The 15,067-nt window shown below is 43.3% G+C and carries 15 protein-coding genes and 1 other RNA gene; 1 reads left to right on the forward strand and 15 read right to left on the reverse strand.

Annotation, left to right across the window (positions count from 1 at the left end; genetic code table 11):
* Positions 1-16 precede the first annotated feature (16 nt).
* The 5 genes from HMPREF9194_RS06150 to ssrA all read right to left on the reverse strand — a co-directional run bounded on the left by HMPREF9194_RS06150 (position 17) and on the right by ssrA (position 4,260).
* A complete protein-coding gene (locus HMPREF9194_RS06150) occupies positions 17-1,078 on the reverse strand; it encodes an LptF/LptG family permease (protein WP_016525516.1) in 1,062 nt (353 codons plus the stop codon).
* Between the two features lie 10 nt (positions 1,079-1,088).
* Positions 1,089-2,222 carry an LptF/LptG family permease gene (locus tag HMPREF9194_RS06155; protein ID WP_016525517.1) on the reverse strand — a complete coding sequence of 378 codons (1,134 nt, stop codon included), beginning with the start codon at positions 2,220-2,222 and terminating at the stop codon, positions 1,089-1,091.
* Complete coding sequence (gene dut, locus HMPREF9194_RS06160) at positions 2,219-2,689, reverse strand: dUTP diphosphatase (RefSeq protein WP_084663157.1); 471 nt, start codon at positions 2,687-2,689, stop codon at positions 2,219-2,221. The genes HMPREF9194_RS06155 and dut overlap by 4 nt, the downstream gene beginning before the upstream one ends.
* Before the next feature lie 59 nt (positions 2,690-2,748).
* Positions 2,749-3,810, reverse strand: a complete 1,062-nt coding sequence (trpS, locus tag HMPREF9194_RS06165; protein WP_016525519.1) for a tryptophan--tRNA ligase — start codon at positions 3,808-3,810, stop codon at positions 2,749-2,751.
* Between the two features lie 98 nt (positions 3,811-3,908).
* Positions 3,909-4,260, reverse strand: a transfer-messenger RNA (tmRNA) gene (gene ssrA / locus HMPREF9194_RS12090).
* A gap of 476 nt (positions 4,261-4,736) precedes the next feature.
* On the opposite strand from ssrA, the gene HMPREF9194_RS06170 reads away from it, so the two are divergent.
* On the forward strand, positions 4,737-5,900 hold the full coding sequence (locus tag HMPREF9194_RS06170; protein ID WP_016525520.1) for an Mbeg1-like protein: 1,164 nt from the start codon (positions 4,737-4,739) through the stop codon (positions 5,898-5,900).
* 63 nt (positions 5,901-5,963) lie between these two features.
* On the opposite strand, the gene HMPREF9194_RS06175 is transcribed toward HMPREF9194_RS06170, so the two are convergent.
* The 10 genes from HMPREF9194_RS06175 to HMPREF9194_RS12545 form a co-directional block, all read right to left on the reverse strand.
* Entirely contained in the window at positions 5,964-8,264 is a 2,301-nt protein-coding gene (locus HMPREF9194_RS06175; RefSeq protein WP_016525521.1) for a methyl-accepting chemotaxis protein, read from the reverse strand.
* Positions 8,265-8,396: 132 nt separating this feature from the next.
* Entirely contained in the window at positions 8,397-9,440 is a 1,044-nt protein-coding gene (locus HMPREF9194_RS06180; RefSeq protein ID WP_016525522.1) for a cation diffusion facilitator family transporter, read from the reverse strand.
* 94 nt (positions 9,441-9,534) lie between these two features.
* The gene (locus HMPREF9194_RS06185) at positions 9,535-10,443 is read right to left on the reverse strand and encodes a hypothetical protein (protein WP_156828000.1); all 909 of its coding nucleotides are present in this window, start codon (positions 10,441-10,443) and stop codon (positions 9,535-9,537) included.
* A 103-nt stretch (positions 10,444-10,546) separates the two neighbouring features.
* Positions 10,547-10,921 carry a hypothetical protein gene (locus HMPREF9194_RS06190; protein WP_016525524.1) on the reverse strand — a complete coding sequence of 125 codons (375 nt, stop codon included), beginning with the start codon at positions 10,919-10,921 and terminating at the stop codon, positions 10,547-10,549.
* A 301-nt stretch (positions 10,922-11,222) separates the two neighbouring features.
* Entirely contained in the window at positions 11,223-12,068 is an 846-nt protein-coding gene (locus HMPREF9194_RS06195; RefSeq protein WP_016525525.1) for a hypothetical protein, read from the reverse strand.
* Between the two features lie 93 nt (positions 12,069-12,161).
* Positions 12,162-13,202, reverse strand: a complete 1,041-nt coding sequence (locus tag HMPREF9194_RS06200; protein WP_016525526.1) for a S66 family peptidase — start codon at positions 13,200-13,202, stop codon at positions 12,162-12,164.
* 85 nt (positions 13,203-13,287) lie between these two features.
* Positions 13,288-13,830 carry a hypothetical protein gene (locus HMPREF9194_RS06205; RefSeq protein WP_016525527.1) on the reverse strand — a complete coding sequence of 181 codons (543 nt, stop codon included), beginning with the start codon at positions 13,828-13,830 and terminating at the stop codon, positions 13,288-13,290.
* Between the two features lie 232 nt (positions 13,831-14,062).
* Positions 14,063-14,281, reverse strand: a complete 219-nt coding sequence (locus tag HMPREF9194_RS11885) for a hypothetical protein (protein ID WP_051127856.1) — start codon at positions 14,279-14,281, stop codon at positions 14,063-14,065.
* A 129-nt stretch (positions 14,282-14,410) separates the two neighbouring features.
* Positions 14,411-14,800 (reverse strand): HigA family addiction module antitoxin, encoded by a 390-nt coding sequence (locus HMPREF9194_RS06215; RefSeq protein WP_016525528.1) that lies wholly within the window; start codon positions 14,798-14,800, stop codon positions 14,411-14,413.
* A 9-nt stretch (positions 14,801-14,809) separates the two neighbouring features.
* Entirely contained in the window at positions 14,810-15,067 is a 258-nt protein-coding gene (locus HMPREF9194_RS12545) for a type II toxin-antitoxin system RelE/ParE family toxin (protein WP_016525529.1), read from the reverse strand.

Raw genomic sequence — 15,067 nt, forward strand, 5'->3', positions numbered from 1 at the left:
ATGTGCGGTTCCGGTGCTAGGTGCGCGCGAACCGCAGCAATGCAACGCTGATTCCCGTAAACAAAAACACGGGAATCCACGCGCCGGCAAAGGGCGATATATAGCCGAATTCGGCGCACAGCATCGTAATCATCTGCGTAACGTAAAAAGCAACCGCCGCGCTCACGCACGAAACGAGGCTGATAAGCAGTACGTTTTTGCGCGATTTTCCCGCCAAACCGACCGATAAAAACACGGCTATAAACGTAATGAGCGGAAAGGCGAATTTTTTATGGTACAGCGAACTTTCCTTCGCATGGGGAAGTCCGGTGCGCTGCAGTTTGGCGATGTATTCACGCGCTTGGGCAACGCTCACTTCTTCAACCGAAATCGAAATATTGCGGAAGGTGTCGGGAAGTTCGCGGCACGTAAAATCGCTGCCTTCGGAAAAAACGATTGCGCCGTCGATGTTCACATAGGTTGCCGCGCCGGAAAAAATCCATTGTTCGCCGTTCCAAAGCGCGCTTTCGGCCGATATAATACGGTCGAGCGTTTTGTCTTCCTTGCGAACAAAAATCATAAGGTTGTACAAGCGCTTTTGTTCGTCGTCGTAATAATCGGCGCGGTATACAAGCGAACCGCCTTCGCCGAAGGCGACAATGCGGTCGTTGTCGTAGGAAACGGGCCGGTTAAGCGCTTTTTTTTGCAAGTCGCCTTTTTGCCGGTAAAAGGGAACGACGACGGCGTCTTCAAAAAAGAAAAACGCGGCGCTGAGCAAAAGCGAAAAAATCAAAAGCGGCAGCGTAAAGCGCAAAAGCGAAACGCCTGAAGCAAAGATGACGGTCAGTTCGTTCGACGCATACAGCGAGCTGAGCGTAAAGGCCGCACCGAACAGCACTGCAAGCGGGATGGAAAACGAAACGGCTTTCGGAATATACAAAAGCGAAATGCGCACGATAAGGCCCAAGGATGCGCCTTCAAGCAAATACTGCCACAAATTGGCAAGCAAATCGACGAGCAGCAGAACAAAGCAAAAAAACGCCAAAGCGCCTGCAAACACGGGAATAAATCTTTTCATCACATACCGCACTAAAATCATTCCCGCATCCTCATTCGCGAACCAATCGCACAAAAAACACGAGCGCAAAGGCTGCAACCAATATATTCGGAAGCCACATTGCCCAAAATCCGTTTAATCCGTTGCGGAAGCCGAATTGCTGCCCCAAAATCATAAGCGCCCAATAGAGAACGGCTATAATGACGCCGATAATAAGACCGACCGTTTGCCCGTTGCGCCGGGCAAAGAGCGCCGCCAGCGGAAAAGCCAAAAATGCAAAAAACAGCGAACCGAACGGCAGCGCGAATTTGCGGTAATATTCTATTCTGTACGAATTGCGGGTCGATGCGCTTACGCCGGAAGCCGAAGAATCCATCTCTTTTAATTTAAGCTTTAAATCGTGGGAAGTCATTTCCTGCGGATTTATCATACCGAAGCTGGGCAAAAACGAAGACGAAAAGATATTTAAAACCGCATGGCTCGAATGAAGGTAATCGTAGGAATTGCGCTGCGTGCCGTTAAAAAAAACGACAAGGGCGTTTTGCATATCCAACTGCATAATAACCGCTTCGTCTTTATGCGGCGAAATATCCGCACCCGAACAGACGACGACGCGCTGCTGCCCCTGAGAGTCCGTATCGAACAGCAGCAAATCCGATACGTGCTTGCCGGACACGTCTCCGATAACAAGAGTTGAATTTTGCGTACGCTTTATCGAGTGCGGTTCCAATTCCACGGCCGGATTCGACACGACGATGGACAGATACAGCTTGTTGTATGAAATCGTACCCAGCGGCAGCAAATAATCGTTGACCAAAAACGAAAAGATCGAAATCAACAAGCCGCCTACGGCAACGGGCAGCAAAAAAAAGAAGGGCGAACAGCCGCACGAGCGCATGATCAAAAACTCTTTGTCGCTAACAATGCGCCCGATACACATCAAAAAGCCGACCAGGGTCGCAAAAGGAGCCGACTGCGCAATCACAAAGGGTAGCGCGTAAAAAATAAACAGGGCAACCTTATCCACGGGAACGCGCTTTTCAAGTATGTCGGCCGCATTTAAAAGTATGTGATTGACGAAAAAAATTAAAAAGAAAAACAAAAAAGCGACGACAAAATAGACAATCAATTCGCGGAACAGATAGCGAAGCAGTACCGCTTTCATGCGCCAAGGCCGCAATCTCATACTCCCGTGCTTCCGAACCCGCCGGAACCGCGCACCGTTTCGGAAAGACTTTCGGCGGCGCAAAACTTCGCCTGTACGACACTCGCGACAACGAGCTGGGCAATCCGGTCGCCGTTTCGGATCGTAAAGTCGGTTTTGCCGTGATTTATCAAAAGAATTTTTACTTCGCCGCGGTAATCCGAATCGATTGTGCCCGGCGCATTTAAAAGGGAGATGCCGTGTTTTGCCGCAAGACCTGAACGCGGCCTTACTTGAATTTCGAAGCCCGAAGGAATTTCAAAAAAAAGTCCCGTAGGAACGGCCGCCCACGAACCGGAAGGAATGCACAGCGGCTCTTTCAGGCATGCGCGCACGTCGGCGCCGGCAGCCTCCGAACTTTCGTAGCTCGGCAATGATGCTCCCTCGGACACGATACATTTAACCGCGACACAACCCGTATCGGCGCAATCCGTATGTATACCGTTCATATCGCTTTTATTATTTTTATCGTTCATACCCGGCACCCCCATACTCCGCACCCCGCGCCCTATATTTTCATGTTCATAACCGAGCGGACTTCTTCCAATGTGGCGGCGGCGATCGCACGCGCTTTTTGCGCACCGTCCGAAAGCACGCTGCGGATGTATGCCGGATCGGCTTCAAGTCGCTTTCGCTCGGCGCGCAAAGGACGAAGCGTTTCATTTAAGGCTTCGGTCAGCAGGGCCTTTAATTTTCCGCCGCCGCCCTCGCCTATCCGTCCCGCAATCGAGGCGGGTTCTTCGCCCGTGCACAGCGATATAAGCATAAGCAAATTGGCGACTTCGGGACGTTTTTCCGGATCATAGGTAATGAGCCGCTCGGAATCGGTTTTCGCTTTTTTGATGAGCGAAGCGGTTTCGTCTTCGCTTGCCGAAAGCATAACCGCATTTCCGCGGCTTTTGCTCATTTTTTGACTTCCGTCCAACCCCAAAATCGACGGCGTTTTGCTTAAAAGCGCTTCCGGTTCGGGAAAAACGCTTTTTCCGCTGCAGAATTTTTCGTTAAAACGGCGTGCAATCGTGCGCGTCATTTCCAAATGCGGAAGCTGATCCTTTCCCACCGGAACGACGGTCGCCTTGCAAAACAAAATATCGCAGGCTTGGTGCACCGGATACGTATACATGCCGGCATTTACGCTTTTTAAGCCCGCCGAATTGATTTCTTCTTTTACCGTCGGATTGCGGCTCAATTCCGCATTGCTGACCAGCGTTAAAAACGGCAGCATCAGCTGGTTCGCTTCGGGAACATAGCTGTGCGGGAAAATAAACACATCGTCGGAAGGCCGAATGCCCGCCGCAAGATAATCGATTGTCAGCTGCTTTGTGTTTTGCGCGATTTCGCCGAAAGCATCGTGATCGGTGAGCACTTGATAGTCGGCAATCACAATGTAGGTCGGAATTCCCAACTGCGCAAGGCGCACCCGGTTTTGCAAAGAGCCGAAATAGTGCCCGATGTGCAGCCTGCCGGTAGGACGGTCGCCCGTCAGCACCCGGTATTTTTTCGGATTGATTTGAATGTCTTTTTCAAGATTTTTGCTGCGCTCAAGCGCCGCCGTGTACGTATCAGCCATAACCGCCCCGCTCCGGACCTTGTAGAACGGCAATCGCCGAAAGCCGAAGGTTCCTTTAGATGGGCGTATTATAGCAAAAAAAATCGGTACAATGCAACAGTTGGAGATGGGGGGAATTGAACCCCCGTCCGAATGAGAGGACCGGGAACATCTACAGGTTTAGCGGCGCGAGGTATTTGTCGGGAAACGGTAGCAGCGCCGCAAGCGTCGTCTCCGTATTCCGGTAAAAGTCCCGTGCAGGTACCGGACACCCTGCAAAGCAAGCCCTGATCAGCGTCAGGATATCGGACCGTTCAGAGCGGCACAATCCGTATCCCGCGATTACGCAGCTAAGGCGTAGTCGTAAGAATTGTCGAAATCGGCAATTATAGGTTTTGTCTGTTCGGAGGAAAGACGTCCTCACCTGCAGCTCGAGATCTCTAACACACCCGTCGAAACCGGTGCATCCCCAGTCGCACTAAAGATACGGATTTACGCACAAAAAGTCAAGTGCGGGAGAGGATAAGAATTCGGCATAAGAAAAATCGGCAAAAAAAACAAATTGTTCACAAATATTACACGTAAAAAAAGAGAGCGCTCAGGCAATTCGCTTCGCTCATGTCGCTCGGCTTCACCTCCCGCCGTTCGCTGCTCTCACTTACCGAGTTTGCGGTGCAAACTCGAGATAAAAAGTACAGGCATTATTTTAGAAACTGCTTTTTATCATTCCGTTTTTTTCACACATTTTTCATAAACCTGTTTTTTTTACGGCCTTTGGCCATACCGAAGCCCTGTCCTCTTTATAAGGGAAAAAAGAATTTCTCATTCAAAATCCACGCAATTCAGACTCAAAAGGTTCTATCCTTTTGTCTTACGCTATACCAAACTTTTCATGCTGAAGCCCTGGGGCGATTTACAAAAAGAGCGGTTCAAGTTATAGTAAAATCATGGCCAATATTGAAGACTACATTTTATGGCGCGGCGACATTCCCTTTGCGGTTTCCGATTTTAACGAAGCGGACGCGCTTATTTTGTGCCAGCTGTCTTACATCGATTTTGACGGCATTATAAGCGAAAATTTCAAATCCGGCATAACGATAAAAGAAGCGGCGCAAAAATATGCGCGGCGCTACCCGAAAAAAGATCCGGAAAACTTCGGCGTTTTTATAAATCCCCGATCCGCGCAGCTTTTGAAAGCGGCCGGCAATTCGGTGCGTTTTTCGGGCATTGTACTCAAGGGTTTTGTAAACGAAATCGATTTAAAGGCCGAAAAACAATTTTCCGCTGTAACGGCGGTTCTTTCGCCGAAAAAAAGCTGCGTCGTCTACCGCGGAACCGACGATACGCTCATCGGCTGGAAAGAAGACTTCAATATGGCCGCAGACGATCCGGTTCCGTCGCAGCAGGCGGCTTTGGACTATTTGGAAAAAGCCTGCACACACTGCCGCGGCAAACTGTATACCGCCGGACACTCAAAAGGCGGCAACCTCGCCCTGTACGCGCCGGCATTTTGCTCGGATAAAATATTCAAACGCATAGAAACAATCTTTTGCTTTGACGGCCCGGGGTTTAACAAAGATACATGCCGGCGCGGCGATACGGCAAGGGCCTTTGCAAAGGCGCAGTGTTTTGTTCCGCAGTCGTCGGTAGTCGGCATATTGTTGGAGTATCCGAAAAAGCACACGATCGTGCAAAGCGATGCGGCAAACGGAGTACTTCAGCACGATGCTTTTTCGTGGCAGTTTCACGGTAAAGAATTTGCGACGCTGTCAAAGCGGGGCGACGACAGTATGTTTGCCGAAAACACCGTAAAAACCTGGCTCGAAGGGCTCGATAAAAAAGCGCGCAAAGAATTTATAAACACCCTCTTCGATGCGGCCGGAGCCGCCGGAGCGCTGACACTCACGGATTTAAAAAACCGCTGGGTGCAAACATCGGCCGCCGCATTAAAAAAACTCCACGATACCGATTCAAAAACAAAGGAACGGATTTTCGACATTCTCAAATTGTTCATAAAATCGGTGCAATCGAACATGCCCGCCATCGGCGATTTATTGAACGCCAAAAGCGGGCAACACGAAAAAAGCAAAAATACGGGAAGAAAAAAATAGTGCGCACGAATGCAACGTCCTTCGAGAATTGATATTCTCTCGGACGCCGCATTTTAAGGAAGTTTATACAGCCGGTGTTTCCGATTCTTTTTGTATGGCTTCGTTATCCGACATTAAATTCTTTAAGCGCAAAACCGTTTCCCGCGTTCCCTGCTGAGCGGTTTTTGTTTGCTCAAACGTATCGATAAGTTCGGTTATGCTTTTAATCATCGAATCGATTTCGGAGTTTACCTTTTCCGTCGCTTCGGTCAAGCGGTTAAAGCCCCGTGCCGATCTTTGACGGGTATCGATCAGCGTATCGTTTTCGTTTTGCAGCGCATCCATTTCGGCCAAAACGGTTTTAAGCGAGCCTTCCATACTTGCGCTTTGCGAATTTGTCTGAACGAAAAAATTCGATATTTCGGCAAGCACGGTTTTAAAACCGTTGACCTTTTCGGTTATGTTCGCAAAGCTTTCTTCCAAAACACCGGCGGCCGACGCGGAATCGTCGATCGCTTCGGTAATTTTTTTGATGATTTTGCCCGTAGAATCGGCTTCTTCGGAAGATTTTTCCGCTAAACTGCGAATCTCTTCGGCGACGACGGCAAAACCTTTTCCCGCTTCGCCCGCGTGAGCGGCTTCGATGGCCGCGTTCATCGCCAAAAGGTTCGTTTGTTCGGCTATCTGCGTTATCAGCGCGTTCGTTTCAAGCAGCAAAGACGAGCCGGTCGTTATTTCGTCGATAATTTGCGCCATCTTGCTCAAATTCGTTTTACCCTTTTCGCTTGCATCCGAAATGTTTTTAAAATTCTCTTCGATCAGTTGGAATTTTTCGGTCAGAACCTTGGTATTTTGTACCAATTCGGACAAATTATTTACCGCATTTTTCGACTTCGAACTTTGTTCGGCAATCTGCACATTCAAGCCGTCCAAAAATTCGTTCAGCTGTCCGGTCGTTTTTTCGCTTTCGCCGAGCGTTTCCTGCTGCACCGAAATCTCGTTCAAAACCGAATCCACATAGTCCGATATTTTATCGAACGATTCATTCGCTTTTTGCATGGACGAACTGAGCACGGCATCGCCCTTGGTTAAATCGGATGCGGCATTCTTTATTTCGCCGAACAGCAGTTTTAATTTTTCCGAATAATCGGCGAGTTTGGCGCTCGTTTGTTCGCTGTTCCGCTGTTCAATATGCGATTTCCACGCGAGCGCGATCGATTGCACGATTAAAAATACGGTCAAACCGATAGGCAGCATCGTCGGAAAGCGGATGATCATCATGCCGGAAAGCAAATCCAAAACGCTCGAAACAATCAGGGCAAAAAAGCCCGCAAGAATAAAAGCGTACCCGTTTCTTTTTCGTTTTATCAAAAGAACGATGATTCCAATCACATACACCGCTTCGATAAGCGAAACTATTTGATGGTACAAAAGCAGCGACGTAAAAAAGGACGCAGGCGTAAAGAGCGTAATCAGCGCGTACACAGCGCATTCGGCCGTACAAATAAGTAAGACGGTTTTATTGACTTCATCTTTGTACAAAACGCGCAGATAGAACAAAACGGGCACAATCACGACCGCAAAGGTAAAGTATTCAATTCTGATATTCGCGTACCACGAAAAGCCGAACACTTCGCTTCCGATTAACGAATTGGTTGCGAGCATGCGCAGCGCAACGGTAAAAACGAAAAGAGAAAACGCAAATAAACTGGTTTCTTTTCTGCGGAATAAAAATAAAATCAAATGGTAGATGCCGAGCGCGAAAGCAAAGCCGAATAAAATCGCATCGAAAACGGCCGAATTCAAAACGGATGCTGTAAGCGCCTGATTTTTACCGATTTGCACCGTATTGTACAAACCGGACCTCGTGTAATCGAAATTCGCAACCTGAATAACGATATCAAGTTCGGAGCTGTCGTACGGCAGGGGAAAATTCCGCGTTTTTGCAGCCGGCGTATAGGATTTTTTCGTTTTGCCGACTTTGCCGATTTCTCCGAGTTCTTTGCCGTTTGCAAAAACTTTTACGGCGGTCATGGGCTGTTTTATATGCAGTGCAAGATTCGACGCATCCTTGGGCAAAAGCACTTTAAGCGTGTATGTCGCATACCCGAAAGACGGATAGTTTTTTCCGTTTTTGCTTTTTGCCGTCCAAACGTCGGGCACAGTTACAAAATCGGGCGCGGGTTTTGAAGTTTGCAAAAGCTCTTCCCAAAAAAAGCCCCACTCGCCTTTTAATTCGAGGGTTGCATCGGAAGAAGGATTCCACCTTGTTAAATCGATTTGCCCGTTTTTGACCGTAAAATTCTGTGCGTTCGCCGAGGAAAGAACGGCAAAAAACGACAGATACAAAGGCAGCAGTAAAGCCGCCCGCATGCGCATTTTCATAGACACTCCATAGATATTGTATTTCTTTCTTTTTAAATTTTCAACCTGCATTACAGCTACAGACTTATTATCGGCATAAAACAGCCGGCACGCGCGCAAAAAATTCCGCGTGCGCCTATTTTCCCGATTTTTTTATGTGCGGCGCCTCCTTTTCATGCGGATTTCACGCACGTCGTCTTCGCACCAGCCGAAGCCTTCTTTGTATTTTTTATGATCCAATCCCGCCGGCTCCACATGAATGACGATATCGTACACGTCGGGAATGCTTTTTCGCACGGCGGCCGACACCGCTTCGGCCTTTTTGTGGGCATCGCGCACGCTCATGTCGGGCGGCACTTCAATATCCAAATCGACATCCCAGCGCGAAGCGATTTTTCTGATTCGCGCGCGGTGCGGATTCGTAACGCCTTCAACCGATTTTATCGCATCGAAAAGCGTACAGTACAAAGCTTGGTTCGTGTTGCCGTCCATCAATTCGTTGTTAATTTCACCGAATAAAAATACCGCGTTTTTTATAATCCACAAGCCGACAAAAAAGGCAACAAGCGGATCCAAAACGGAAAGTTTGAAAATAACGGCGCACACAATGCCGAATAAAACCGAAGCCGAAATGACGATATCGGAAAACATGTTTTGAGCGTTTGCCGATATTATGGAACTGTTCGCTTTTTTGCCGATGATGCGCTGCGAATACGCCAAAGCGATTTTTCCCGCAATCGAAATGCAGGTTACGATTATTGCTGAAACGGCCGGCAGCGGTTTTTGCATGCCGTATTTGAGGATCGCAATGAGAGTTTTTACCGCGGAAATACTCAGCTGAGCGCCGGCAAAAAAAATCATAAACGAAAGAATCAGCGTTCCGGTCGTTTCGGCCCTTCCGTGCCCCCACGGGTGTTCTTTGTCCGACGGACGCGATATGATAACGCTGATGAGTAAGGTCATGCACGCGATCGCGACATCGCCGGTCGAATCCAAACCGTCGGCCAAAACGGCAAGGCTTCCGGCCGCAAGCCCCGCAACGATTTTAAGCGTGCAAAGTATAAGATTTCCCGCAAGAGCGATAATGCCCGCAAGCCGGATAAGTTTGAGACGTTCCGTTTCGGGCAAGTTCAGATCCGCCGTTTTGATACCGGATTGCGGCTCGCCGTACTGTTGCGGATTTTTTGTCGTCGACATTTAAATAGTATACTCTGTGATAAAAGAAAGTGCAATACGAATGATTATTTTGCTTATGTGCGGTGTGTAACTGTATGCATTAACGGTTATAATATTATTTATATCCGTAGTAATTAAATGCCGATACCCACATAGTAATTTTATCCAACTGAACGGAATCGGTAACTTCTTCTCTCAAAACAGTATCATTCGTAGAACTAAACTCAATTTCCAATTTTTTCAAATTACATAATTCTTCGATTGCTATCTTACTCCACAAATCGGTTAAGAAAATATCTCCCTCGATGAGATACGGAATACCGCCTTCTACATTTATCTCTTTGCCGTCTGCTTTGGTAGCGGTTATTTTATACGTTCCGGTACTTTCCGAATCGGAAGAATAAGTTTTTACAATAAAATTATAAGAACCGGTATTCGGATCATCGATAAAAAAAATGCCTGAACCGGTCAAATCCAGCGGAGCAAGTGCTCTTTCAGAGTATAATTTGTCGGCTTGGACCGTTTGCTCAGATAAATCATTGTAATAGAAAACAATTTTGTCGATTGTGTACACATTATCTTGAAGAAAAGAATCATGCAATTTAACCGTGCAGTTACTTCCTGACATAACATCGAAAGTATCAAATGATACCGATAAATCTTTATCTTCGGAGCTCCCTGTTCCCCTAAAAAAAATTTTTGCTTTCATAATCCGCTTTGAGGTTATATTTATAAAACTCAGCGAATTGCCGGCATCTTTTCGTATGTACCCGTACGTCGGATACATTATAACGGGAGCCGTAAGGCCGGAATATTCCTGATAAGCAAAATGCATGGCTTTTCCCATAAATTCAGGATCCTCGTTTAAGTAATAACTGTTTGCTGATAATGAGTATTCACGCCGGTTTGTTGTTTTTGTTCCCGAATATGAAGTTCTATTTACTGCCTCAGCCGGAATATTATTTTTTGTCGCGCATCCGAATAACGGAATTATTGAAATCGATAGTAAAATTATTCTTTTCATTTTTACCTCCTAGCTTGTCCCGGTGCGGGTGTCCGTATAACTTGTATTTAAGCCGCAAACCGACTTAACCGTGTTGCCGCTACGAACCTCATGTTATACGAAATTATTGTTCATATACTGTTGTACAATCTAAATATTCTCTTTTAAAATTATCCAAGTGTAATTTATATCGTACGACAATACTTTTAGATTCCAAATCCTGTGGGGTTAAAGTTTTTTTATATTCTTCACTTCTTTTTAAAGATTCATCCGTTACTCTATTTTTGCTAATATTCCACCAATCACATTTTTCAACAATGATGACAGTTTTTCCGTCATATTCCAAATCTCTCAAATATGAACCGCTGTACAAACCCTTATTTGTTTTTACATCATAAACGGCAAAGGCTCTAACACCCGGACTTGTGCCGTAATCTTGGAACAAGTATTTTTCATCATCGGAAATAATACACCATGCCGATTCGCAATCATACCCCATATCGGTAATATGTCTAATTTCATTCGTTTTGGGATTCCATTTAAAAGTTCCAACGGGATCAGAATATTGAAAGTCTGCAATATCATCAGACCAAACGAAACAGTATGATTTTTGCTTTGGGAATTTACTTGGATATACTTACACTATTGCTTTTTGACCGTTTCTATCGATTTCCAATAAACATATTGAAAAAAATCGCTTCATTTTTGATTTCCTCCTAAACGTCCCGGTGCATGCACTTAACAAGTGTCTTAAACGGCGGCAGGTTTGAACCGCCGCCTGCTTTAAAGGCGTTGTCATTTTATATTTGTTTTACTATCCAATGAGTAGGATATTTTTCTTTTAGTTCACTATATTTTTTCTCTTTTGTTTTCAAGTCTTCTTCCTGTTGCCAAGAATAAACTTTTATCGGAATACATTCTGGAAATAATTTTTCAGCCTCTTTTATCAGTTTTCTTGCTTCGGCCGGTTTACCTTGATTTATTACTGTTTCTATTTCATGTAATAAAAGTAAATTAGGAATTACTTTCTGATTAAACCTTTCCTTATAAATTTTTTCGATTTCTGTAAGGATCATAAAATCCAATTCCGACGAGAATTGTTGTGCGACCCCATAATACAACCATATTCCATACAAAATATCTCTATTTGTAACTCTCGGATCTCCTATATCCCATTTTATTTGATCTACAACTTTGTTTATAGATTTTGTCACAAACGGATTCTCATCTCCATTAAATAAGAGAATCAATGCATCAAGGTATCCCTTAATATTATCATTCTTATCTTTTTTTACATTTTCAGATTCTGTCATTATGTAGATTGGCATCAGAGGAAAAGGCATTTCTAAATCCAAAATACCGTCCTTATCAAAATCAAATATATACAGCTCTGAGCCATTTATAAATTCAAGAATTCCAACATTTTCTTCATTTATTTTTACTAAAATTATATCTTCAAATTCAAGATTTTCTTTTGGAGCCAATAATTTCATATTCGATTCCGGTATTGCATTCAATTGACCTGAATGCAAGAGAACGGAATTCTCTTCAACTTTTGAAAACTTGTCTCCTACTTTGAAAGGTGTTTTTGCATACAGTAAAAATGAAGTAAATAATAATATTATAAAAACTTTTATCCTTTTCATCTTTTTTTCCCTAACCACGTCGGCGGTGCATCCGCCTAACCCTATTTTAAACCGCAACCAGACTTGTCCCTGTTGTCGGCGCTGAAGCGGGTGTTATGTGCTGCTCTCAAATCTGATTACCTGCTCTCGTGTATCGACGTAAGCCGTTACTCCAAAAGGAATAATACATTTGGGAGACGAATGTCCTATGTTTACATTATAAACGATCGGCAGATTTGAATCTTCTACTGTTTCAATTAAAATCTTTTTATAATCGTTATAATAAACTTCATCCATAGGTTTGCCGACGATAATTCCCTTTATTACGGAAAAGATACCTGTTTCTTTCAATTTTATCAGCATTTTTTTATACAGCTCGGGAGGAGCTTTCTCTTCACTCGATTCAAGAAGGAGAATTTTATCCGTCCAATCGTCCGGTGCCGGAAATAAATTATATTTTGTACACAAATCAACTGTGTCGGAATAACGGGAATTATCAAGCATATCATAAACGGATTCTATGCAGCCGCCTAAAATTTGCCCGTTAAATGCAGCACTGCCTTGTAAAAGTTCAAAACCTGAATTTTTATGTTTGTCTTTGGGAACACCGATTTGAGATTCATCAAATGATTTTCTTTCTTCATACCAATATTCACTCGGCCGTATTTCCCTTATCGTTCCGGCACGAATCAATTCTTCAAAATACTTACGCGTATACGGAAGCATCTCATTATCAAGCTCACAAATATCGGGAAGAAAGGCCTGACCGTAAAAAGTATGTAAGCCCGCTTTATGCAGCATAAAATGATTTACGGTCGTATCCGAATAGCCTAAAAATATTTTTTTATTATCTTTGACAGCGTTTTTAAGCTCATTATTTTCAAAAAGATAAGGTAAAAGGCGGTATGTATCATCTCCTCCTATCGCACATAAAATCATATCTACGGATTTATCATTCAAAGTAGTTAACAAATCTTCAGCCCTTGATTCAGGGTGCTCGGACAAATACGTCATTCCTTTTAAGGCATTTTCAGTAGTAACGACTTCAAGACCGTAATCATGGAGTCTTTTCATCCCAATCTTTACTTCATGCCGAACAAACGATTCTCCGAGAATTCCGCTTGAAAGACTTATTATTGCGACCTTTTTTATCAATTTTTACCTCCGGTGCTCCGGTGCGGGCGTCCGCTAACAATTACTTGTGCCACAGCACGGCTTAACCGTGTGTCGGTTACAAACCCTATATTATACGATTTTTATCTATAAACGTAAATACATCCGGCAAAGCAAAATCATAAACATCTCTTATATCGACACCATAATATGATTTTACCCTTTCTATGATTCCTTTTTTTATTCTTTCTTTCTTGTCATCATCAACATCACAATAGAAGAGTTCCAGATATGTTTCATCAGAATAAAAGCCTTTGTAAAAATCCATACCAAGAATTTTATCAAAAAATTCTACTGCAAAACTTTCATTTTTTAGGATTTTCTCATCTGATGCAAATTCTAATTCTTTTCTTTCCCATGGTTTTGGTACATATTCATTATTTTTTTTGTATAAATCGAACTTTTCACAAAGCCTTCCAAATGCTTCTTTGAAATTTTTACCGTGTCCAACCATTCCTGCCCAAAACAGAATCCGCACACCGAATTTTATATTTTCTTGCTGAGCACTCTTATTTTTATAATAAAACACCGGATAATCAGATATTTTTAATGAATTATGTTTTCTTTTATTTATTAATGTAAATGGAATCATTAAATTCTTTAAAACCATAAAATTATTTTTATCCTCATCTATATTTTTAGAAGCTACGCTTCAATTTTAAATACTTCGATATTCGGAAAATCTTTTACATCATAATACGGTTCTTCATTTTCCCATAATTGATGAAATCTTACTATGATATGATCGTTAAAATCACAATCCAAATAAACATAGAAATTTTTATTTGGAAAACTTGTTTTTAAATTTTCAAATAAATTTTTCGTAATTAATTTTGCAGAAGTTATGGCATATGTTGAACACGTTTTTTAACTTTACCGCAAATATGAATATGATTTTCATATGCCTCTAATTGTGTTTTATCAGATACTTTATCCAATGAATTTATCATTGAATCTTGAGTTTTTAAAAATATATATTCATTATTTTCAGAATCCATTGCTGTATAAAATTTCGGGAAGAGAATATCTTGTAATTCGATAATAGTCTTAAAACCATTCATATCTTTTTATAAAACCTCGCATCTTAGTGTAGTGTCGCCATAACATTGTTTTAAATCGCAACAAGCTTGTCTGTATTATCGGCTTTGAAAATAATGTTATGGCATATTATTATGCATAAACGTAGGCTTTTATTCGTGCGGAGGGTTTAATACCCCGACGCTTGCGTCGTAACGAAGGGTATTAAAGCCGACTGCAACCACCTTATGAGAACAACATACCCCGACGCTCGCGTCGGGGTTGTTGATTTCTTCTAATTGTGGAGCAAGCTCTAACTTTGCATTTCTTACATCAATATCATCCTGCAAAGCCATAAAATAACCATCTGAAACTCCAAAGAATTTTGCAAGTCGTAAAGATGTATCTACAGTAATTCTTCTGCGATTATGAAGAATATCTTGAATGCGAGATGTAGGAATCTTAATTTCCTGTGCTACTTTATATGCGGAAAGTCCAAGAGGAATCAAGAATTCTTCATTTAAGATTTCACCCATTGTCGGTGTTTCGATATACTCTGCCATAGTTTTCTCCTAGTGGTAATCCACAATTTCTACATTATAAAAGCGTCCATCTTTTTCTGTAAAACAGACACACCACTGATCATTTATACGGATAGAGTGCTGTCCTTTTCTGTCTCCTACAAGTTGTTCAAGATGATTATTTGGAGGCACCCGCAAACTGGTTGTATCGCAGCAGGCTTGACTCACTATCGGTGTTGAAAACGGTGTTATGTGTTTTTGTTTTAATTTTTCATTTATTACACCTGTACAGATGTAACAATAATACAT

The sequence above is a fragment of the Treponema maltophilum ATCC 51939 genome, from assembly GCF_000413055.1.
Taxonomy (GTDB): domain Bacteria; phylum Spirochaetota; class Spirochaetia; order Treponematales; family Treponemataceae; genus Treponema_C; species Treponema_C maltophilum.